19 protein-coding genes and 1 riboswitch are annotated in these 23,417 nt (G+C 28.1%); of the genes, 16 read left to right on the top strand and 3 right to left on the bottom strand.

Annotation, left to right across the window (positions count from 1 at the left end):
- Positions 1–31: 31 nt before the first annotated feature.
- From Q5F54_RS01000 to Q5F54_RS00935, 14 genes are all read left to right on the top strand, one after another.
- Positions 32–2,254, top strand: a complete 2,223-nt coding sequence (locus tag Q5F54_RS01000) for an ATP-dependent RecD-like DNA helicase (protein ID WP_071121568.1) — start codon at positions 32–34, stop codon at positions 2,252–2,254.
- Between the two features lie 2 nt (positions 2,255–2,256).
- Entirely contained in the window at positions 2,257–3,033 is a 777-nt protein-coding gene (locus Q5F54_RS00995; protein ID WP_288306384.1) for a ComF family protein, read from the top strand.
- 614 nt (positions 3,034–3,647) lie between these two features.
- Positions 3,648–4,196, top strand: coding sequence for a ribosome hibernation-promoting factor, HPF/YfiA family (gene raiA / locus Q5F54_RS00990; protein ID WP_071121566.1), 549 nt, complete (start codon positions 3,648–3,650; stop codon positions 4,194–4,196).
- Between the two features lie 136 nt (positions 4,197–4,332).
- Complete coding sequence (gene secA, locus Q5F54_RS00985; protein WP_302333877.1) at positions 4,333–7,002, top strand: preprotein translocase subunit SecA; 2,670 nt, start codon at positions 4,333–4,335, stop codon at positions 7,000–7,002.
- A gap of 15 nt (positions 7,003–7,017) precedes the next feature.
- Positions 7,018–8,131, top strand: a protein-coding gene (gene prfB / locus Q5F54_RS00980) for a peptide chain release factor 2 (protein WP_195906836.1) whose coding sequence is annotated in 2 segments (ribosomal slippage) — positions 7,018–7,080 and positions 7,082–8,131 — 1,113 coding nt in all. Because the reading frame shifts where the segments join, the coding sequence is not laid out codon by codon here.
- A gap of 73 nt (positions 8,132–8,204) precedes the next feature.
- Positions 8,205–10,346, top strand: coding sequence for a Tex family protein (locus Q5F54_RS00975; protein ID WP_288563765.1), 2,142 nt, complete (start codon positions 8,205–8,207; stop codon positions 10,344–10,346).
- Between the two features lie 20 nt (positions 10,347–10,366).
- Complete coding sequence (locus tag Q5F54_RS00970) at positions 10,367–11,524, top strand: amidohydrolase (protein ID WP_281537448.1); 1,158 nt, start codon at positions 10,367–10,369, stop codon at positions 11,522–11,524.
- A gap of 169 nt (positions 11,525–11,693) precedes the next feature.
- Positions 11,694–11,812: riboswitch (FMN riboswitch) on the top strand.
- 132 nt (positions 11,813–11,944) lie between these two features.
- On the top strand, positions 11,945–12,562 hold the full coding sequence (locus Q5F54_RS00965; RefSeq protein ID WP_281537449.1) for an ECF transporter S component: 618 nt from the start codon (positions 11,945–11,947) through the stop codon (positions 12,560–12,562).
- A gap of 636 nt (positions 12,563–13,198) precedes the next feature.
- A complete protein-coding gene (gene tsaE / locus Q5F54_RS00960) occupies positions 13,199–13,651 on the top strand; it encodes a tRNA (adenosine(37)-N6)-threonylcarbamoyltransferase complex ATPase subunit type 1 TsaE (RefSeq protein ID WP_071121554.1) in 453 nt (150 codons plus the stop codon).
- Positions 13,651–14,367 carry a tRNA (adenosine(37)-N6)-threonylcarbamoyltransferase complex dimerization subunit type 1 TsaB gene (gene tsaB / locus Q5F54_RS00955; protein ID WP_277233358.1) on the top strand — a complete coding sequence of 239 codons (717 nt, stop codon included), beginning with the start codon at positions 13,651–13,653 and terminating at the stop codon, positions 14,365–14,367. The genes tsaE and tsaB overlap by 1 nt, the downstream gene beginning before the upstream one ends.
- Positions 14,357–14,812: a ribosomal protein S18-alanine N-acetyltransferase gene (gene rimI, locus Q5F54_RS00950; protein WP_302333876.1), complete on the top strand. Its 456-nt coding sequence runs from the start codon at positions 14,357–14,359 to the stop codon at positions 14,810–14,812. Before tsaB ends, rimI begins: the two co-directional genes overlap by 11 nt.
- Before the next feature lie 2 nt (positions 14,813–14,814).
- On the top strand, positions 14,815–15,831 hold the full coding sequence (tsaD, locus tag Q5F54_RS00945) for a tRNA (adenosine(37)-N6)-threonylcarbamoyltransferase complex transferase subunit TsaD (protein ID WP_288306392.1): 1,017 nt from the start codon (positions 14,815–14,817) through the stop codon (positions 15,829–15,831).
- A 213-nt stretch (positions 15,832–16,044) separates the two neighbouring features.
- Positions 16,045–16,413 (top strand): YtxH domain-containing protein, encoded by a 369-nt coding sequence (locus Q5F54_RS00940; RefSeq protein WP_281538924.1) that lies wholly within the window; start codon positions 16,045–16,047, stop codon positions 16,411–16,413.
- 1 nt (position 16,414) lies between these two features.
- Positions 16,415–16,747 carry a hypothetical protein gene (locus Q5F54_RS00935; protein WP_071121549.1) on the top strand — a complete coding sequence of 111 codons (333 nt, stop codon included), beginning with the start codon at positions 16,415–16,417 and terminating at the stop codon, positions 16,745–16,747.
- 126 nt (positions 16,748–16,873) lie between these two features.
- Here the strand turns inward: Q5F54_RS00935 and Q5F54_RS00930 are convergent, their stop codons facing one another.
- Both Q5F54_RS00930 and Q5F54_RS00925 read right to left on the bottom strand, forming a co-directional pair.
- Complete coding sequence (locus Q5F54_RS00930; protein WP_302333875.1) at positions 16,874–18,250, bottom strand: MATE family efflux transporter; 1,377 nt, start codon at positions 18,248–18,250, stop codon at positions 16,874–16,876.
- Positions 18,251–18,382: 132 nt separating this feature from the next.
- Positions 18,383–20,296 (bottom strand): ABC-F family ATP-binding cassette domain-containing protein, encoded by a 1,914-nt coding sequence (locus Q5F54_RS00925; protein ID WP_302333874.1) that lies wholly within the window; start codon positions 20,294–20,296, stop codon positions 18,383–18,385.
- Positions 20,297–20,420: 124 nt separating this feature from the next.
- Here Q5F54_RS00925 and Q5F54_RS00920 point away from each other — a divergent pair, with 124 nt between their 5' ends.
- Positions 20,421–21,050: a redox-sensing transcriptional repressor Rex gene (locus Q5F54_RS00920; RefSeq protein WP_302333873.1), complete on the top strand. Its 630-nt coding sequence runs from the start codon at positions 20,421–20,423 to the stop codon at positions 21,048–21,050.
- Positions 21,051–21,105: 55 nt separating this feature from the next.
- Here Q5F54_RS00920 and Q5F54_RS00915 read toward each other — a convergent pair whose 3' ends face one another.
- The gene (locus Q5F54_RS00915; RefSeq protein WP_071121545.1) at positions 21,106–21,276 is read right to left on the bottom strand and encodes a DUF362 domain-containing protein; all 171 of its coding nucleotides are present in this window, start codon (positions 21,274–21,276) and stop codon (positions 21,106–21,108) included.
- 956 nt (positions 21,277–22,232) lie between these two features.
- Between Q5F54_RS00915 and Q5F54_RS00910 the strand changes: the two genes are divergently transcribed.
- On the top strand, positions 22,233–23,327 hold the full coding sequence (locus Q5F54_RS00910) for an SH3 domain-containing C40 family peptidase (RefSeq protein ID WP_302333872.1): 1,095 nt from the start codon (positions 22,233–22,235) through the stop codon (positions 23,325–23,327).
- The last annotated feature ends 90 nt before the right edge of the window (positions 23,328–23,417 follow it).

Genomic DNA, 23,417 nt, shown 5'->3' with positions numbered 1-23,417 from the left:
TAGAAATAGTAATTATTGTAGGAGAATAAATATGGAAAGAATAGAAGGAATGATAAGTGATATAGTATTTAAAAATGAAGATAACGGATATACTATAGCTCACTTAGCTAATTCAGATAATGAGATTGTTATAGTAGGATGTATGCCTACTTTATCTGTAGGAGAAAGTATTGAAGTAGAAGGAAAATGGGTAAATCATAAGACATATGGAACACAATTTGAAGTAGAAAAATTTATGCCTATAACTCCATCTTCCTTAGAAGGAATATATGTATATTTATCATCGGGAATGATACATGGTATCGGAGAGAAAATGGCAAAACGGATAGTAGATAAATTTGGAGTTGATACTTTAAATGTAATACAAAATGCTCCCGAAAGATTAAAGGAAGTAGAAGGTATTGGAAGTAAAAAAATAGACCAAATAGTAAAAAGCTATGAGGAAAATAGAGAACTTAGAAATATAATAATTGAACTATCTCCATATGGAATTACTCCAAATTACTGTATGAGAATATATAAAAAATATAAAAATAAAGCAATTAAAATAATAAATGAAAATCCATATAAATTAGCAGAAGATATAAGGGGAATTGGATTTAAAATAGCAGATAATATTGCTAATAAAATAGGTATTGAAAAAGACTCTAAAGATAGAGTATCACAAGGAATTTTGTACACACTAAATCAATCGTTAGGAAATGGGCACACCTATCTACCAAAGCATATTCTTTTACAAGAAGCATCAAAGTTACTAGAAGTAAAATCTACAATAATAGAAGAATGTATAATTTCATTAGCATATGATCAAAAAGTTCATATAGAAAATGTTAATGGAGAACAATTAATTTATTTAATACCATATTATTTATCAGAAAATGGAGTTTGCAAACAAATAATAAAGTTATCACAGTTTGAATTTGAAAACTTAAATATAGATATAGATGAAGAAATTAAGTATGTAGAAGAAGAAAATAGTATAAAACTGGCTAAAAATCAATCATTGGCGGTAAAAGAAGCTATAGAAAATGGAGTAGTTATAATTACAGGTGGACCAGGAACTGGTAAAACTACAACTATAAACACAATAATAAAAATATTCGAAAATAATAAAAAAGAAGTTATATTAGCGGCACCAACGGGAAGAGCTGCTAAGAGAATGAGTGAAACATCAGGAAGAGAAGCAAAAACTATACATAGACTACTAGAAATGGGATATGCAACAGATAGTGAAGAGCTTCAATTTATGAAAAATGAGGAAGACCCTATAACTGCAGATGTAATAATTATAGATGAAGTATCTATGGTAGATGTTTTACTTATGTATAGTTTACTTAGAGCGATAAAGCCAGGAACAAGACTTATATTAGTTGGAGATAGCGACCAGTTACCATCAGTAGGTGCAGGAAATGTTTTAAAGGATATGATTGATTCAAATGTAATAAATGTAGTTAGATTAAATGAAATATTTAGACAAGCTAGAGAAAGTATGATAGTAGTGAATGCTCATAAAATAAATAAAGGAGAGCCATTATTTTTAAATAGTAAAGGTAAAGATTTTTTCTTTTTAAGAAAAGGAACTAATGAAGAAGTTATAGAGGAAATTGTAGGGTTAGTAAGTGAGAGGCTTCCAAAGTTTTATAAATTAGATAAACTAAAAGATATACAAATACTTTCGTCTATGAGAAAAGGTGATTTAGGAGTAATAAACTTAAATAATGAATTACAAAAATATCTAAATCCACCACATAAGTTTAAAGTAGAAGAAAGTTTTCAAAAGCGTATATTTAGAGTTGGCGATAAAGTTATGCAAATAAAAAATAACTATACTAAAAAATGGGAAAATGAAGATAAAAGTGAGAGTGGTGAAGGTATATACAACGGGGATATAGGATATATTTATCATATTGATAAAGAGAATAAAAAAATATATGTCTTATTCGATCAAGTAAAAATCGTATCCTATGGATATGATGAATTAGATGAACTAGACCATAGCTTTTGTACAACTATACATAAAAGTCAAGGAAGTGAGTTTCCAGTAGTAGTTATACCTATAACATGGGCTCCACCAATGTTACTTAGTAGAAATTTATTATACACAGCTGTAACAAGAGCTAAAAAGTTAGTTGTACTAGTTGGGGATGTAAAATATTTAGAATATATGATAAAAAATAATAGAACTAATGATAGATATTCCAATTTATCGTATAAATTAAATAAATTTAGGGAAGAAGGATTATTGATAAAATAAATATGATACAAAATATTTTTTTGAATTTGATTACTAATTTAATTAATGTATTTTTAGATTTTTTATACCCTGAAAATATAAGTTGTATATTATGTGATTGTTCCATAAGCAAAAATACTACATACTCTATGTGCAAGGATTGTTTTAGTAATATAAATTTTATATTAGACGGATGTATTAAATGCGGTAAGCCTATAATTAATTATTCTTTAGAAGAACAAAGTATAGATGGTTGTAGTTATTGTTTAAATAAGAGTTTTTACTTTGATAAAGTAATATCTTGTGTAGAATATACAGAAATTAGTAAAAAAATAGTTTTTGGACTAAAATATAATAATAAGACTTATTTGAGTAAATATATTGCAACTATAATGAAAGAGAAATTAGATTTAGAAAATATTAAATTTGATTATATATTATTTGTTCCATTACATAAAAAAAGATTAAGACAAAGAGGGTTTAATCAAGCTGAAAAGATAGCTATGGATTTAAGTAAGATAGTAGATATACCTACTGTAGATAATATATCAAGAAAATATAATACAAAAAGATTATATAAATTAGGTAAAGAAGAGCGAATTAATGAATTAAAAAATGCATTTGTGATAAAAGAGAATATAATTGATTTAAAAAATAAAAATGTATTGCTTGTAGATGATATATTTACGACAGGCTCAACGGTTAATGAAATATCAAAGATTTTAAAAATAAATGGAGTAAATAAAGTTTTTGTATCTACTTTCTTAACTAGAACAGATACATTTTATGTTAAGGCATAATTTTCTATTGACATAATTCATTTAAAATATTAAAATAAGTTAGTAATATTTAGGTCTGTGGTTGAAAGTCCAAGCCAGTCGCAGGCAAAGGGATCCACGTAAGTCAACACTAAAAATGGGGTTGATGATCATGGTGCGGCTTAGAAGTAAGACCTACCGGTATAAAATCGAGAGAGCTAGTAGTGCGGCAAACCCAAGCGAACCCTCCAGTAGGCGAGTGTGGGGTCAAAAACCAGGTCAGCTAAATATTCAAAAGTACCTTTTTAGGTGCTTTTTTTTACAAAAAATTTGATTATATATTATAAAATTTGACATAAATACACAAATTAGTAACAACTTAAGTTGAAATTTGTGGATATATATAATGTTAAAAATAGCTAGAAATACACAAAAGTAAGACTTATTAACAATTTTATCCACATTATCAACAGGTATATTAGTGGATAATAATCCACATTGTTAACAGTTATTATTAAATTAAATAAATCTTTATTTAGTTGAATATATTAAATTATAAAAGCTAACAATAAAATAAAGGGTTTTATAACAGATATATAGAATATAAAAATAAAGTATAAATATTTATACTGGTATAACTGAAGGGAGATGTTCTTATGAATATAATAATATCTGGAAAACAAATGGATTTAACAGATGGAATAAAAAATGCCATAGAAGAGAAATTAGGAAGATTGGATTTCTACCTTCATCCAGCAACAGATGTAAAGGTTACAGTGAGTGCTAAAAAAGCAAGACAAAAAGTAGAAGTTACAATAATACCTATAAGTGGTCCGATAATAAGAGCAGAAGATATAGAGGAAAATTTATATGCAGCTATAGATGTTGTATATGACAAATTAAATAAGCAGTTAAGAAAATATAAAAAGAGACTACAAGATAGACATCAATCAAATGAAAGTATAAGATTTGATGCGATAGAGGATATAGAAGAAAATGATTATTCTTCAAATGAAGATAATTTAGATATAGTAATAAAAAGAACTAAGAAATTTGGTGTAAAACCAATGAGTCCGGAAGAAGCTGTTTTACAAATGGATTTATCAGAACATGATTTTTATATGTTTAGGAATTCTGAGTCAAATGGTATATCTATAGTATATAGACGTAAAAATGGTGGATATGGATTAATAGAATCGGAATAATATAGTATAAATAATTATAAGAGCTATTGATAAATTTAATTGTCGATAGCTTTTTTTGAGCAAATAATATTACATAGAGTATTTTTATGGTAAAATATATAGATATTATATAAATGTACGAGGAGAGATTTTAAACATGGGTTTTTTAGATAATTTATTTAATATGGCAGATAAAAAAGAGCTAAAAAAATTCAACAAGATAGTTGATAGCATAGATTCATTAGAGCCAAAATTTGAATCTATGTCAGATAAAGAGCTTAAAGACATGACAAATGTATTTAAAGAGAGATTGGCAAATGGAGAAACATTAGATGATATACTACCAGAAGCTTTTGCCGTTGTAAGAGAAGCCTCTAAAAGAGTATTAGGAATGAGACACTATAGAGTTCAACTTATAGGTGGAATAGTTCTTCATCAAGGTAGAATAGCTGAGATGAAAACAGGAGAAGGTAAAACTTTAGTTGGAACAGCTCCAGTTTATTTAAATGCTCTTACAAGTAAGGGTGTACATGTTGTTACAGTAAATGATTACTTAGCAAAGCGTGACAAAGAGCAAATGGGAAAAGTATATGAGTTCTTAGGAATGACTGTTGGGGTAATAGTTCATGGACAAGATCCACAAACAAGACGTGCACAATATCAATGTGATATAACTTACGGAACAAATAACGAATATGGATTTGACTACTTAAAAGATAATATGGTAATTCATAAAGAGCAAATGGTTCAAAGAGAATTAAACTATGCTATAGTGGATGAGGTTGACTCAATACTTGTTGATGAAGCAAGAACACCACTTATAATATCTGGACCTGGAGATAAATCTACTCATTTATATTCAGATGCTAATACATTTATATTAACATTAAAGCCAGATGATTATGAAATTGATGAAAAGCAAAAATCAGTTGCGTTAACTGAGTCAGGTATACAAAAAGCAGAAGTTTACTTTAATGTTGAAAATATAACAGATATAGCTCATATGGAATTATATCATCATATAAATCAAGCATTAAAGGCTCATACAAATATGAAAAAAGATGTTGATTATGTAGTAAAAGATGGAGAGATAATAATAGTTGATGAATTTACAGGAAGACTTATGTTTGGTAGAAGATATTCAGAAGGATTACATCAAGCTATAGAAGCTAAAGAAGGATTAAGAATACAAAGAGAGTCTAAAACTTTAGCTACTGTAACATTCCAAAACTATTTCAGAATGTACAATAAACTTGCAGGAATGACAGGTACTGCTAAAACTGAGGAAGAAGAATTTAAAGCTATATACAAAATGGATGTAGTTCAAATTCCTACAAATAAGCCAGTACAAAGACAAGATTTATCAGATGCAGTTTATAAAAATGTAGTTGGTAAATTTAATGCAGTTGTTGAAGATATAATAGAAAGACATAAAAATAAGCAACCGATACTTGTAGGTACTGTATCAATAGAAAACTCTGAATTAATATCTCAATTATTAAAGAGAAGAGGAGTAAAGCATGAAGTATTAAATGCTAAATACCATGATAAAGAAGCTGAAATAATAGCTCAAGCTGGTAGATTAGGTGCTGTAACTATAGCAACTAATATGGCAGGTCGTGGTACAGATATAGTACTAGGAGGTAACCCAACATTCTTAACTAAAAAAGAAATGAAGAAGTTAGGATATGATGAAAGTGTAATAAATAAAGTAGATGCTTCTTTAGAAGGTATAGATAGAGAAGGTAACGAAGAGTTATTTGCAGCTAGAGAAAAATACGAAGAATTATATAAAAAATATAAAGAAGAAACAAAAGCTGAGCAAGAAGAAGTTATGAAAGCTGGAGGGCTTGCTATAATAGGTACAGAAAGACATGAATCTAGAAGAATAGATAATCAGTTAAGAGGACGTGCTGGTCGTCAAGGAGACCCAGGTAGCTCAAGATTCTATATATCTTTAGAAGATGATCTTATGAGATTATTTGGAAGTGAAAGAATATCTAGTGTAGTAGAAAAAATAGGTCTTGAAGAAGATATGCCTATAGAACATAAAATGTTAACTAAATCTATAGAAGGCGCTCAAAAGAAAGTAGAAGGTAGAAACTTTGGAATAAGAAAGCACGTACTTCAATATGATGATGTTATGAATAAACAAAGAGAAATAATATATGCTGAAAGAAGACGTGTTCTTGAAGGTGAAAACTTACAAGAGCAAATAGAAAATATGATTCATTCTTTAATAGAAGAAGGTGTTATGTCATACTCTCAAGATGGATTTGATGCAGAAAGATTTGTAGAGTACATGTATAATTTATTCATGCCAAGAGGAAGCATAGAAGTTTCTGATATAGAAAATCTTAAAACAGAACAAGTTATAGAAAAAGTATTTGAAATAGCTATGAAGATATACAATGGAAAAGAAGAAAGAATAGGATCAGATAGAATGAGAGAAGTGGAAAGAGTTGTACTTCTTCAAGCAGTTGATAGCCATTGGATAGATCATATAGATGCTATGGATCAATTACGTCAAGGTATAGGTCTTCGTGCAATAGGTCAACAAGACCCTGTAATAGCATATACTGATGAAGGATTTAATATGTTCAATGAAATGAATGCTCATATAAAAGAAGACACTATAAAATACTTATTCAATATAACTATAGAAGAACCAGTTGAAAGAAAGCAAGTTATAGATGTTGACCATTTATCATCTAATGTAGATGAAGATGCTAACAGTAAAACAGTTAGAAAAGAAGATACTACAGGAAGAAATGATGACTGTCCATGTGGAAGTGGTAAAAAGTATAAAAAATGTTGTGGAAGATAATTTTGGAGGACCAAAATGTTAAATATACAAGAGTATAGAAGTAGTATGGAGTGTATGACTTCAAATATAGAAGAATTGAGGGATTCTCTTTGACATTGCTTCATTATTAATTAAGATACAAGAAAATGAAGAGAAAATGAATCATCAAGATTTCTGGAATGATAATGAGTTAGCTCAAAAAGTGCTACAAGAAAACAAAGGTTTAAAAGAAACTGTAGAAGAGTACAATCAATTAAAAGAATCTTTAGAAGAGATAGAAGTATTAATTGAAATAGGCTTAGAAGAAAGTGATGATTCAATAGAAAAAGAAATAGAAAAATCTATATCAAATCTTGAAAAAGAAATTGATAGGGTTAGAATAAAAACTCTTTTAAGTGGAGATTATGACAAGAATAATGCGATACTATCTATAAATGCAGGAACAGGTGGACTTGATGCTCAAGATTGGGCTCAAATGTTACTTAGAATGTATATAAGATGGGCAGAAGCTAAAGGATATAAAGTTAAAACATTGGATTTACTATCAGATCCAGAAGCAGGAATTAAAAGTGCAACACTTCATATAGAAGGGCTTAATGCTTATGGATACTTAAAAAGTGAAAAAGGAGTTCATCGTATTGTTAGGATATCTCCTTTTGACCCTTCTGGAAAAAGACATACATCTTTTGCATCTATAGATGTTATACCAGAATTAGATGATAGTATAAATATTGATATAAATCCAGCAGATTTAAAAATAGATACCTATAGAGCATCTGGAGCAGGAGGTCAGCATGTAAATACTACAGACTCAGCTGTAAGGATAACTCATATACCTACAGGTGTAGTTGTACAGTGTCAAAATGAAAGATCTCAACATAAAAATAAAGATACTGCTATGAAGATGCTTATGGCTAAACTTATAGAATTAAAAGAGCTTGAACAAAAAGAGAAAATTGAGGATATACAAGGAAAGTATTCTCAAATAACTTGGGGAAGCCAAATAAGATCATATGTATTCCAACCATATAAGCTTGTAAAAGATCATAGAACAAACGCTGAAATTGGAAATGTAGATAGTGTTATGGATGGAAACTTAGATTTATTTATAAATGAGTATTTAAAAATGAATAAGTCTAAAAATAGTTAAAATAGGGGCTTGAGAATTTAATTCTCAAGCCTTATTTAAAAGTATAAATTTAAACGAAAGAAGAGTGGGTTTTATGAATATAAATGATATTCTAAAAAAGGAATTTAATCTTAGAGATGAACAAATAAATAATACAATAAAACTTATAGATGAAGGAAATACTATTCCTTTTATAGCTAGATATAGAAAAGAAATGACTGGAGAAATGAGTGACGTTACTCTGAGAGCTTTTTATGATAAATTAATATATTTAAGAAATCTTCAAAATAGAAAAGATGATGTAATAAGAATAATTGAAGAACAAGGAAAGCTTACATCAGAAATAAAAGTAAGTATAGAAAAGGCGAATACTCTTCAAGAAGTAGAAGATATATATGCGCCATATAAACAAAAGAAAAGAACTAGAGCAACTATAGCAAAAGAAAGAGGATTAGAACAACTAGCATTAGATATATTAAATAAAAATATATCTAATATAGATGAAGAAGCATCTAAGTATATAAATCCAGAAAAAGAAGTAAATTCAGTTGAAGATGCTATTAAAGGAGCTAATGATATAATAGCTGAAATAGTTTCTGATGATGCTAAAATAAGAAAATATATAAGAGAGCTTGCATTAAGAGAAGGTGTAATAGTAACAAAAAATTCAAATGAAGAAAAATCAGTTTATGATATGTATTATGATTACAGTGAGTCAGTAAAAACTATAGCACCACATAGAGTATTAGCAATAAACAGAGGAGAAAAGGAAGATTTCTTAAAAGTAAAAGTAGAAATCAATAATGAAAAAGTAATAAACTATATAATAAATGAATATGTAAATGATAAGAATTTAAAAAATAAAGAAGTAATAGTTAGTGCAATAGAAGATTCATACAAGAGATTAATTTTCCCATCAATTGAAAGAGAAATAAGAAATACTCTTACTGAAAATGCACAAGAAAGAGCGATAAGTGTATTTGGAAAAAATGTAAAAAGTTTATTACTTCAAGCACCAGTAAAAGATAAGGTTGTTATGGGATTTGACCCTGCATTTAGAACAGGATGTAAGATAGCTGTAGTTGATAAAAATGGTAAATTATTAGATACTACAACTGTTTATCCAACAGAGCCACAAAATAAAGTAGAAGAATCAAAAAAAGAATTAAAAGCATTAATTGAAAAATACAATATAGATATAATCGCTATAGGAAATGGTACAGCTTCAAGAGAATCAGAAAAGTTTGTATCAGATATGATAAAAGAAATAGATAGAGAAGTTCAATACATAATAGTTAGTGAGGCTGGTGCATCAGTTTACTCTGCATCAGAGCTTGCAAATGAAGAACACCCAGACATAAACGTATCTTTAAGAGGAGCCATATCTATAGCAAGAAGACTACAAGATCCATTAGCTGAACTTGTAAAAATAGACCCTAAAAGTATAGGTGTAGGTCAATATCAACACGACTTAAACCAAAAGAAATTAGAGGGAGTATTAGACGGAGTTGTAGAAGATTCCGTAAATAGCGTTGGTGTAGACTTAAATACAGCGTCATACTCTTTATTAGAGCATATAGCAGGTATAAGTAAAACTATAGCTAAAAACATAGTAGCTTATAGAGAAGAAAATGGAGATTTTACTTCAAGAGCTCAAATTAAGAAAGTAAAAAGACTTGGACCACAGGCATTTACTCAATGTGCAGGATTTATGAGAATAGAAGGTGCTAAAAATCCTCTAGATAATACAGGTGTACATCCAGAAAGCTACGATATATGTAAAAATATGTTAGATATGCTTGGATATTCATTATCTGATGTTGAAAATAAAAATATATCAGATATAGATTCTAAAGTAGAAGCTATAGGTATAAAGGAACTAAGTAGTAAACTTCAAGTAGGAGAAGTTACTTTAAAAGATATAATAGCTGAAATTAAAAAGCCAGGAAGAGACCCTAGAGAAGAAGGAATAAAGCCTATACTTAGAACAGATGTATTAAAGATAGAAGATATAACAGAAGGTATGATACTAAAAGGAACTGTAAGAAATGTAGTTGATTTTGGTGCATTTGTAGATATAGGTATAAAAAATGATGGATTAGTGCACAAATCTGAGATGAGTAAAGGATTTGTAAAAGACCCTATGACAGTTGTAACTGTAGGAGATATAGTTGATGTAAAAGTTATAGGTGTTGATATGAATAAAAAGAGAGTAGCTTTATCTATGAAAATGTAGTTAAAGCAGAGGAGATTAAGATGATATTTATAAAAAATGGAACAATAAATACAATCACTAATGGAATTATCAAAGGTGATATTTTAGTAGAAAATAAAAAAATAAAAGCAATAGGAGAAAATTTAGAAGTACCTCAAGATGCAAAAATAATAGATGCAGAAGGAAAACTAGTTTTTCCGGGATTTATAGATGCACATACTCATTTAGGTTTATGGGAAGATGGTATGGGATTTGAAGGTGCTGATGGTAATGAAGAAACAGATCCTATAACACCTCATCTTAATCCTATAGATGGTATAAATCCTATGGATAATACATTTAAAGAAGCTAGAGAAGGTGGAATTACATCGGTATGCACAACACCTGGAAGTGCAAATGTAATGGGTGGAGAATGTATAGCTATAAAAACATATGGAAAAAGAATAGATAAAATGGTTATAAAAAACCCTGTTGCCTCAAAAATAGCTTTTGGAGAAAATCCAAAATCTTGCTATGGTAGAGATGAAAAAATGCCACAAACAAGAATGGCAATAGCAGCTCTTTTAAGAGAGCATTTAAAGAAAGCTGAAGAGTACTTAGAGCAAATTGAATTATATATGGAACATGAAGATCATGATAAGCCAGAATATGATATGAAAATGGAAAGTTTATTACCTGTTTTAAGAGGCGAGATACCTTTTAAAGTTCATGCACATAGAGCTGATGATATGTTTACAGCTATAAGAATAGCAAAAGAATTTGATATAAAACTTACATTAGATCACTGTACAGAAGGACATTTGATAGCTGATGAACTTGCAGAAGAAGGGTATCCAGTAATTGTTGGGCCATCTTTATCAGAAAGATCTAAAATAGAGTTAAGAAACTTAACTTTCGATACTCCAGGGATTCTTTCAAATGAAGGATTACAAGTATCTTTAATGACCGATCATCCAGTAATACCAGTACAATACTTACCTATATGTGCAGGGATAGCTGTAAAGCATGGAATGAAAAAAGAAAAAGCATTAGAAGCAATAACTATAAATCCTGCTAAAACCCTAGGTATAGATGAAAGAGTTGGGTCTATAGAAGTTGGTAAAGATGCAGATATAGTTATATGGGATAATGATCCATTTGAATTACAAAGTAATGTATTAGTTACTATAATAGATGGAAAAATTGTATATGAAAAATAAATTTTAAGCTATAGATGCTTTATTAAAATTTTACTTAAAGTGAGATAAAGTATATAATTTGATTATATAAAATGTTTTGCTGATATATAGATTAATTTAATTAAAATTTTTATTGAAAATTCTGAACTATTTTATTAATATATAGATATAAGGAAAATTAAATAGCAAGAAAGATCTTCGGGGCAGGGTGCAATTCCCTACCGGCGGTACAGCCCGCGAGCTACTTATGTAGCATGATTTGGTGAAATTCCAAAGCCGACAGTATAGTCTGGATGAGAGAAGAAAAGTTAATTTTTTGTATAGACATTTATATGTATTTTTATGCATATTATATAACTTGTACTCAAAAAATAAGCTCGAAGAAGAATCTCTTCGAGCTTTTATTTTTCCCTAATGAATTAAAATTAGGAGGAGTACAAAATGCAACAAACTATGAAAAAAACTAAATTTTTATCAACATCAAAACTTGTAAAGATATCAATACTTTCAGCAATTGGATATATACTTATGTTTATATCAATTCCATTACCAATGTTATTTCCAGATTTTCTAAAAATAGATATATCAGATTTAACAGCATTATTAGGAGGTGTAGCACTAGGGCCTATGGCAGGTGTTACTATAGCACTTCTTAAAAATTTACTTCAATTTGTAACAGGTATGTCAACTACAGGTGGAGTAGGAGAATTTGCTAACTTTTTAATAGGTGGATCTTTTGTTTTTACAGTTTCATATATATACTCTAAAAAAAGAGAGTTATCAGGAGTAGTTATAGGTCTTATAAGTGGAATGGTAATAATGACTATAGTAGGATGTATATCTAATTACTTTATAATATTACCTTTTTATGAAACAATAGGATGGCCAATAGAAACCGTAGTTGCAATGGGTGCAGCTATAAACCCAGTTATAGATAGTAAAATGAGTTTTGTAATATGGATGATAGCTCCATTTAATATATTAAAGTCTGGGTTAATCTCTCTATTAACATTACCGATGTACAAGAAAACAGAAAAAGTTTTAAATAGAGTTAAGTAATAAAATACCAAGTGCTTTTATAAGTACTTGGTATTTTTTATTACAAGTATATGCTGTTAGTAATATGAGGTATTGCGCCGATAAAATAGCTTAAGAAAGATAAATTTCATATTAGTTATTATAAATTAAAAAGCACTTACTTTCCGATAGTAAGTGCTTTAGGGGGAATAAGGAATATTTTAATTTGGGGGAGTAAATATCCCTTGTATCTTAAGTATGGTCACATAAGTGGAATTATATACATAGTTTAATAAAAATTTTTAGAAGTATATAATTAACAGAAGAAAGTATATATTATTGGATAAATAAAGTTTCTAAATGATACGTAGCTCAAGATAATTTTAAAAAAGAAATAGCCCATAGATATACTATAGGCATAAAAATTTATTTAAAAAGGGGTTAGGAATATAGAGAAAATAAAAAAAGGCTTTTAAAGACATATCAATATCTTTAAAAACCTTCATGGTTTTATTTAGCTTATATTCTTAATTAAATAGTAGTCAACTTATATCAAAAAGTCAACAACAAGATGAACATAAATTAGAAATACTTTATAATAATAAAATGTTATACTATAATAATATCTAGTTGATAATTATATTAAAGAAGACTCGTAATTTAATGGAGATGAAAATAATGGTTAAAATATATTTAGAAGATGAAAATAAAACTAAAGAAATTGGATATAAATTAGGAAATTTACTTACACCGGGAAGTGTAATATGCTTAATTGGAGATTTAGGAGCAGGAAAAACTACTATGACTCAAAGTCTTGCTAAAGCATTAGAAGTAGATGATTATATAACAAGCCCGACATTTACAATAGTGAATGAATATGAAGGAAAAATGCCTTTATATCATTTTGATGTATATAGAATTGGTAGTAGTGATGAAATGTATGATATAGGGTATGAAGAGTATATAAATGGTGAAGGTGTATGCATCATAGAATGGGCAAACTTAATAGAAGATATACTTCCAGATGAATATTTACACATAGAGTTAAAATATAAAGATATGTCAAGAGAAATGATATTAAATCCAGTTGGAGAAAAATACGAAAAAATAGTTGAGGAGTTGACAAAATAATGAAGGTTTTAGGTATAGATACATCTTCACTGGCTACAAGTGTAGCAGTTATAGAAGATAATAAGTTAATATGTGAATATACAATAAATACTAAAAAAACACATTCTCAAAAGCTTATGCCAATGATAGAGAATATGCTAAATATAAGTGATTTAAATATAAATGAAATAGATTTAATAGCAGTATGTGAAGGTCCAGGATCATTTACAGGATTAAGAATAGCTATGGCTACTGCTAAAGCCATAGCACATGTAAATAATCTACCTATAGTAGGAGTAAATTCAGTAGAGTTATTAGCAGGAAATATGAATTTATGTGATAAAAAGATATGTTCTATATTAGATGCGCAAAGAACTCAAGTTTATATGGGTCAATATAAATTTGAAAATAATAAGTTAGTTGAGTTAAAAGGTGTAGATGTAGTTGAAATAGATGAACTTATAGAAGAATTAAAAAACACTAATGAAGAATGGATTATAGTTGGAGAAGCTGTATATAAATACGAAGATAAAATTAAAGATATAGCTAATATACATGTACCAGCACCATCTCACAATGTAAGCAAGGCTAGTAGCTTATGCTCAATAGCTATAGAAAAATACAATAACAATATAGATGTTTATGATTGCTATAGCATAAACCCATTATATATAAGAAAATCTCAAGCAGAAGTTCAATATGATGAAAAAATGAAGAGGTTAAATGATGGAAAATAATATAGTGATAGAGCAAATGACATCTAAAGATATTGATGGAGTTTTTGAAGTTGAAAAAAATTGTTTTGAACATCATTGGTCTAAAGATGCATTTAAAAAAGAATTAAATAATGAGGTTGCAAGATATTTAGTAGCTAAATTAGATGGGAAAGTTGTTGGATATGTTGGTATATGGTTTGTAATGGATGAAGGTCATATTACAAATGTAGCAGTTCATAGTGATTATAGAGGAAGAAAAATCGGAGATAAATTAGTACAAGCTTTAGTAGAGCTTTGTAGAGAAAATAATATAGTATCAATGACATTAGAAGTTAGAGTTTCTAATATAGTGGCACAAAATCTTTATAAAAAATATGGATTTAAGCTAGCTGGAATTAGAAAAGAATATTATAGTGATAACAAAGAAGATGCCATGATAATGTGGAATGATATAAAGGTGGTGTAAATATGAAAGACATAATAACATTAGCTGTAGAAAGTAGCTGTGATGAAACATCTGTTGCAGTTTTAAAAAATGGTAGAGAAGTTTTATCAAATATAATAAATACTCAAGTTGATTTACATAAGAAATTTGGAGGAGTAGTACCAGAGGTTGCATCAAGAAAACATATAGAAAATATAGATGTTGTATTACAAGAAGCTTTAGATAAAGCTAATATAGAATTAAATGATATAGATCATATAGCAGTAACTTATGGACCAGGACTTGTTGGTGCATTATTAGTTGGATTATCACATGCAAAAGCACTTGCATTTACCTTAAATAAGCCTTTAGTAGGAGTTAACCATATAGAAGGTCATGTAAGCGCAAACTATATAGAACATAAAGATTTAAAACCACCATTTATAACTTTAATAGTATCTGGAGGTCATACTCATTTAGTAGAGGTTAAAGATTACGGAGAGTATGAAATACTAGGAAGAACAAGAGATGATGCATCAGGAGAAGCATTTGATAAAATAGCTAGAGCTATGGGACTTGGATATCCAGGTGGACCGATAGTAGATAGATTAGCTAAAGAAGGTAATAAAAATGCAATAGACTTCCCAAGAGCATACTTAGATGAAGGATATGATTTTAGTTTTAGTGGATTAAAATCAGCAGTTTTAAATTACTTAAATGCTAAGAAAATGAAAAATGAAGAAATAGTTGTTGAAGATGTTTGTGCATCTTTCCAAGAAGCAGTTGTTGAAGTATTATCTCAAAAAGCTATAAAAGCAGCGAAGGAAAAAGGATATAATACTATAACACTTGCTGGTGGAGTTGCATGTAATTCAGCACTTAGAGATAAACTTACTGAATTAGGAAAAGAAAATAATATAGATATAAAATATCCATCTCCAGTTTTATGTACAGATAATGCAGCAATGATAGGTTGTGCAGGATATTATAGTTACATTAATGGAAGAAGAGATGATATGAGTTTAAATGCGGTTCCAAATTTAAGAATAGGACAAAAATAAACTTATATATTAGATTTTATAAAAAGTTATAATACTCATACATTAAAAGCTAGATGAAAATATACATATTTCGTCTAGTTTTTTTTATTATATTAAATTCCAATATAATAAATCTACGTTACTATAATTAAATGTCAAAATATGTAGAAAAATGTATTATTTTACTTTTAAAAATAGTATAATTATATAAAAACAAATTAGGAGGAAGAATATATGAGTTTATTACAAAAAATAGAAGAAAAAAGAAATAGACAAATAAAAAAAGATAAAAACAAAAAAATAGCTATAGCAACTGCAGGTGTGGCAACAGGAGCTGTAGTAGGAACAATTGCAGGTGTATTAATAGCACCTAAATCAGGAAAAGAAACTATAGAAGATGTAAAAGAAAAATCAAATCAAGTAAAAAATAAAATAAATGAAAATATAGAAGATACTAAATTTAAGGTAAAAGAGTCTAAAGATAAAATAAAAGAGTATTTAGCGAAAAGAAAAAATGAGAAAAGTGAAAACGAGATAGTTGAAATAGAGCCATTACAACTAATAGAAAATACTGAAGTAGCTGAAGAAAATACAGAGGCTTAAAATGTACATAGATTTAAAGATAATATATTTTATACTAGCTACATTAGGCTGCATAGCTCTGATATACATAATAATAACTTTATCTAATTTAAATAAACTTATTAAAAATTCTAATGAATTAGTAATAGATAATAAAAATAATATAAGAAATTCGTTATTAAAATTACCAGAAGTAATATCTAATTTCAATGATGTTAGTGAAAATATGAAGGATATAACTGAGGTAGCAACTGATGTTACAGCAGATTTTATTGTGACTAAAGAAAATATGAAATCAAATATTGAAGTAGTGACAGAAATACTTAATATTCTTAAAAGTATATTTGGAAAATAAAAATTGAAATATATTTAAGATTAATTTTAAAGATATCGTAAAAATATAATTAGTAGATTAAATAAGAATTATAAAACCTATACAGTAAATTTATATAATTTTACCGTATAGGTTTTATTTAATATTTTAATTCATTTCTTTAACTATATTATTAGCCCATTTTTTAGATAATGCCCTTGGTACACCGAATATAAATTTAACAATTTCTTCAGAATAGCTAAGAAGAACTAGAATATATATAGGGGCACCTTTAATAGCAGCTAAGAAAGTAAGAGGTATAGAAGCTAACCACATACATCCTAACTCTAGGTATAAAGAATATTTTGTATCTCCACCACTTCTTAATATACCTATTACAATAAGAGTATTAAAGGCTCTTAAAGCTAACATTACACCCATTATAAAGAATATCTTTGTCATATCAGGAGCTAAATCACTTGATACACTAAACATCTTTAATAATATAGGAATATTTAATATTAATAATCCACCGCAAATTAGTCCTACTATAACTACTAATCTAGAGAAATTTTTAGCATAAGTTATAGCAGTATCTATTCTATCGGCGCCTAGTTCATTACCTAACATAATAGATGCACCAATACCGATGCACACAGAAGTTATAATAAAGAAATTACCTGTACTTGTAGCTATTTGGCTAGCAGCTATTGCTGAAGTACCTGCTTGTGAATAAGCTACAGAATATAGAATTGTACCAATTGCCCATGTAGTATCATTTATAAATACAGGTAAAGTTTTTGATATAAAGGTATTTATAAAATCTTTGTCTATAAGTTTAAAGTCTTTTAAATTGAATTTTAATATATAATCCTTTTTTATAAAGTATACATAGCTAATTATTAGAGTAAATTCTACGATTCTAGCTATTACAGTAGCTAAGGCTGCACCCTTAACACCTAAAGATGGTAAACCTAAATTACCAAATATTAAACAATAGTTTAATATGATATTAACTATTAAAGCTATAGAACTACATATCATACCAAGCTTTGGGTTTCTAACACTTCTAGAACCCATACTAAATACAGTACTAATAGCTATAAGTGGATAACAAAATACTATTATACTAAAATATTCTCTACATAATTTAATGACTTCAGGGTCTTTAGAGAAAATATTTATAATATTAGTTGGAAACAGAGTAGCTAAAAGCACAAATATGGCACTAAGTCCAACAGATAATAAAGTAGTAAAGCTAGTAGTCTTTTTTATATTAATTCTATCATTTTTTCCATAGAATTGAGAGATAAATACTCCAGACCCTCCAACAATACCTGATAATGCCATGTTAAATAAAAAGAAATATTGATTAGCAACCCCTATTGAGGCTACAGAAGTTTCGCCTAAACTACTTATCATAACTGTATCTATTATATTTACAGATGTAGATATAAGTTGTTGTATTATTATGGGAATACATAAGGAAATAAGTAATTTATAAAACTTTTTATTATTATCACTTAATGTAAATAATCCTTCCATTTCGTCACCTCTTTATATAAATTTTTATGATATAAATCATAACATAATAATGGTTTTATGTAACTATATAAAGACTATAATTAAAAAAGAATCTCGGAACAATAATTTAATATTATTCTGAGATTCTTTTTACTACATTAGGGACTCCCATTCTTCGTAAAGAGCTGATAATTTTTCTTCTAGACTAGCTTTTTGCAGGCTAACATCTTTAGATTTTTCAGGATTAGAGTAAACTTCTTCTTGGCATAAAAGAACATCCATCTCTTCTATCTTAGCTTCAGTTTCTTCTATTTCTTTTTCTATATTTTGTCGTTTAACTCTATTTTTTTTCTCAGCTTCTCTTTGTTCTCTTTCTTTTCTTTTTTCTTCTTTAAGTTGAGTTTTTGTTTTTTCTTCTATTACTTCAACTGTATTCATTTCTTGAATTTGTTTTTTCTTTTCTATATAGTAATCATAATTTCCAAGATATTCAGTAATTCCATTTTCATCTAAAACCAATACTTTATCAACAACAGTATTTAAGAAATATCTATCATGAGAGATTGTAAATATAGTTCCTGTATAACTAGATAGGGCTTCTTCAAGAACTTCTTTAGAATCTATATCTAAGTGGTTTGTAGGTTCGTCTAGCAATAATAAGTTTGCATTAGATAATATAAGCTTAAGTATAGCTACTCTAGCTCGCTCTCCACCACTTAAAGTTGATATCTTTTTAAATACTTCTTCACCTTCAAATAAAAATGCACCAAGCATAGTTCTTAAAGATGTTTGAGTTAATTGTTTGTTATCTTCCCAAATTTCATCAATAATAGTATTATCTAGATTAAGTGTTTTTTGCTCTTGGTGGAAATAAGATACGTTAACATTAGTTCCGAACTTTATGTCTCCAGATAAAGGAGTAATCTCATTCATAATTATCTTAAATAAAGTTGATTTTCCAATACCATTAGCACCGATAAGAGCAACCTTTTCTCCTCGGTATATATCTAAATTAAGATCTTTAAATAAAATTCTTTCTCCATACCCCATAGATATATCTCTTAATTGTAGAACATCATTTCCACTAGTAACAGAAGGGTTAAACTCTATTTTAGCTTTTTTTCTATAAGCCTCAGGTTTATCTAATACATCAACTTTTGCTAAAGCTTTTTCTTTACTTCTAGCTCTCTTTAAATGTTTTTCTCGACCGAAAGCTTTAAGTCTTTCTATTGATTCTTCTTGTTTCTTTATATCCTTTTGTTGATCTTCAAACTTCTTTAACTCTAGTTCTTTTTCTATAGCTGAAGCTTTAATAAAATCAGAATAATTACCATTGTAAGTTTTTAATTTTTTATTATGAATTTCGAAAATTCTATTTACAACTTGATCTAAGAAATATCTATCATGGGAAATTAATATTACAGTCCCTTTATATTGCTTTAAGAAAACTTCTAACCATTCTATAGCTTCCGAATCAAGGTGGTTAGTAGGCTCATCTAATAAAAGTAAAGTAGGTTTCTTTAAAAGAAGTTTACCTAATAAAACTCTAGTTTTTTCCCCTCCAGAAAGAATACTAATAGGTTTATCCATATCTTCATCGCTAAAACCTAATCCTTTTAAGACACCCTTTGCTTCTGATTTATATCCGTACCCATTCATATCAGAAAATGCCTCTAATTTATTAGAATACTCATTCATAAGCTTTTCTAGAGTGGTAGAGTTTGTATTTGAGCTTTCTTCAGAAATTTTGTGTTCTAAATCCCTTAGGTATTTTTCCATTTCTATTACATCTTTGAAAACTTCAAGAGCTTCTTCAAGGATTGTATTTTCAGAATAGAAATTTGTATTTTGCTCTAAATAGCCAATTTCACAATCTTTAGAAGTATATATATCTCCGCTATCATAACCATATATTCCAGAAATTATTTTAAATAGAGTAGTTTTTCCCGTACCATTAACTCCAATTATACCGATTTTATCGTACTCATTTACTGTGAAATTTACGTTTTCTAATATAGAATCTATTCCAAAACTTTTATTTAAGTTATTACATGACAAAACAATCATAAATTTCTACCTCCTTAAACTACCTAAAATTATAATGTTTTGGTATAATATAATCAAGGATATATATTTTTTGTTTGGGAAACATAAAAAAAATGTTAAAAATTAACTATCGGGAGGTGACAATATGGCAGAAAAAAACATATCTATGGCAGTAATAAGAAGATTACCTAAATACCATAGATACTTAGGTGATTTATTAGATAAAGATGTTCAAAGAATATCTTCTAAAGAATTAAGTGATATAATAGGATTCACAGCATCTCAAATAAGACAAGATTTAAATAATTTTGGAGGCTTTGGGCAACAAGGATATGGATATAATGTAGAAGCCTTACATAATGAGATTGGAAATATATTAGGTCTTAACAAAATATACAATGCAGTACTTATAGGAGCTGGAAATCTTGGTCAAGCTATAGCTAACTATGCTGGATTTAGAAAATCAGGATTTGAAATTAAAGCACTATTTGATGCAAACCCTAGAATGATCGGACTAAAAATAAGGGACTTTGAAGTATTAGACTCAGAAAATTTAGAATCTTTTGTTGAAGAGGATAATATTGATATAGCAATATTATGTATACCTAAAAATGGAGCACAAGATGTTGTTGATAGATTAGTAAATGTAGGAGTAAAAGGTATTTGGAATTTTGCACCTATAGATTTAGATGTTCCTAAAGGTGTGATAGTAGAAAATGTAAATCTAACAGAGAGTTTATTTACATTATCATACTTAATGAAAGAAAATGAATAAATAAAAAAGCTATCTTTATGTATAAATATACATCTAAGATAGCTTTTTATTTTTATTACTCTGGTTGAGGAGCGTCAACTGGACAAACTCCTGCACAAGAACCACATTCTATACAAGTGTTTGCATCTATAACGTATTTGTCATCTCCTGAAGATATACATTCAACTGGACATTCAGCTTCGCAAGCACCACAGCTTATACAAGCATCGTTTATCATGTAAGCCATTGTAAAATCCCCCCTTATCATAAATTTAATATAATTATAGCAAAAAAAATATTTGTTTACAATTAATTTGTTGAATGTATGAAAGCTATTTATTATTATAGCGTTGGTATTTCATTAAATTAATAAAAATTATTATAAATAACTCATTGTGCTAGTTAAATTTTACAATAATAAAACTCTAACAAATATAGACCCGTAAGGTTAGCAGCATTAATCTAAATGTGGGTTAATATAATGATGGAGCTTAATAATTATTATATCTAAGAAATTGAAAATTTAATTTACTTATTTACTATAATTTATACATAAGAAGTATAAGTCAAAACTTAAATCAATAAAATAATGATTATTTAGTTATTCTTGATTTGTTAACAAATAGCATATTTTCCAAAATGTAAAGGATGCTATATTTATATAATTGATTAAAAAAATATATATATTATGTATATGAACGATATTTAACAGATACAGTTAAAAAAACTTAAAGTTTTTTAGAAAGTTTTTAAAATTAGTTTATAATATTAAGGAGTATTTTATATTTTAAAATGAATTAATTTTCGACATAAAAAAACACATAAATGTGGAATTTATGTTATTAAATGACTTGAGACCCATAAATATCTTTACTTATAGGCATAATTGATATATAATATTAATTAAAGAATGTATTTTTAGGTGATACATTGGATAAAATAATTAATTTAATTAATTACAAATATTATATTTATACAAGATGTAAATTTAAAAATTATTATTAAAAATAGTCAGTTAATTTGTTAATATAAGAATACTATAGAAATTAAAAAGATAGATTACAAAAAAGTTACAAAAAATGTTACATATTAAAAATTTACAAAAGTCTTGTGTATTAGTATTTTATCCTAAATGATAATAGCACCTATAAAAATAACACATAAGGATATTATTTATGGTTAATTTTTGGAGGGAGAAATATTATGAAGAGAAAAATATTAGTACCAATGTTTGCATCAGTAATGGCATTATCAATGAATACAGTAGCAAACGCAGATCAAGTAGAAAACAATAACGAAAATGATAAAAATTCAGATAGAACTTTAGATTTAGGAGAATACCAAGAAACTACATATAAAACAGCAGTTGTTAAAGATGGAGTTGCTGTAAAGATAAGAAATAGTGGAGATGTTAAAACTGTTGCTTATACAGGAGATGAATTTAAAGTTATAGGAACTCAAGGAGAATGGGTTAAAGTTTCTTTAGAAGATGGAGAAGGATGGTTAGCTACTAGATACGTAGACATAAAAGAATCAATTGGATACGTTACAGGAGAAAAGGTAAACTTCAGAAAAGAAGCAAATACTGAATCTGAGGTAATAAAAGAGTTAGAGATAGGTTCTACAGTAAAGGTATTAGAAGCTAATGAAAACTGGTTGAAGGTTAAAAAAGGTGAAGATGAAGGATATATAAGAGCATTATATGTATCTGAAGAAGCACCAGTTATAGAAGTAGAAGAACCAGTTGTTGTTAATGAAACTCAAACTTCTAACACTCAAAGTAATAGAACTCAATCTTCAACAAGTTCATCGAACTCATCAAGTTCTAATAACTATACAAATAGCAGTAATGGACAAGCTCAAAAGCCTGCTAAAAAACCTGCGCAAAATAACAATAGCTCATATAATCCACCAGCATCAAGTACATCATCTGTACAAGCTGTTTTAAATTTAGCGTACTCTAAAATAGGATGCCCATATGTTTGGGGAGCAGAAGGTCCAAACTCATTTGATTGTTCTGGATTCACATCTTATGTATTTAGAAATGCAGCTGGAGTAAGTTTACCAAGAACATCTAGCGCTCAGTCAGGATACGGAAGAACTGTAAGTAAGTCAAACTTACAACCAGGAGATTTAGTATTCTTCAATACTAGTGGTAAAGGAGTTAGCCATGTTGGTATATATGTAGGTGGAGGAAACATGATACATTCACCTTCATCAGGAAAAACAGTTAGTGTAACTAGTATAAACTCATCTTACTATAGTGCGAGATTTGTTACAGCGAAGAGAGTTTTATAATAATATGATATTACAGCCACCTATTTTTATAGGTGGCTTCAGATTGTAGACAAAATAACCATTTTTACTTATATTAAATGGCTATTTTCT

Source organism: uncultured Romboutsia sp. (genome assembly GCF_958366745.1).
Taxonomy (GTDB): domain Bacteria; phylum Bacillota; class Clostridia; order Peptostreptococcales; family Peptostreptococcaceae; genus Romboutsia; species Romboutsia timonensis.
This window is presented reverse-complemented; position numbering and strand designations above follow the sequence as displayed.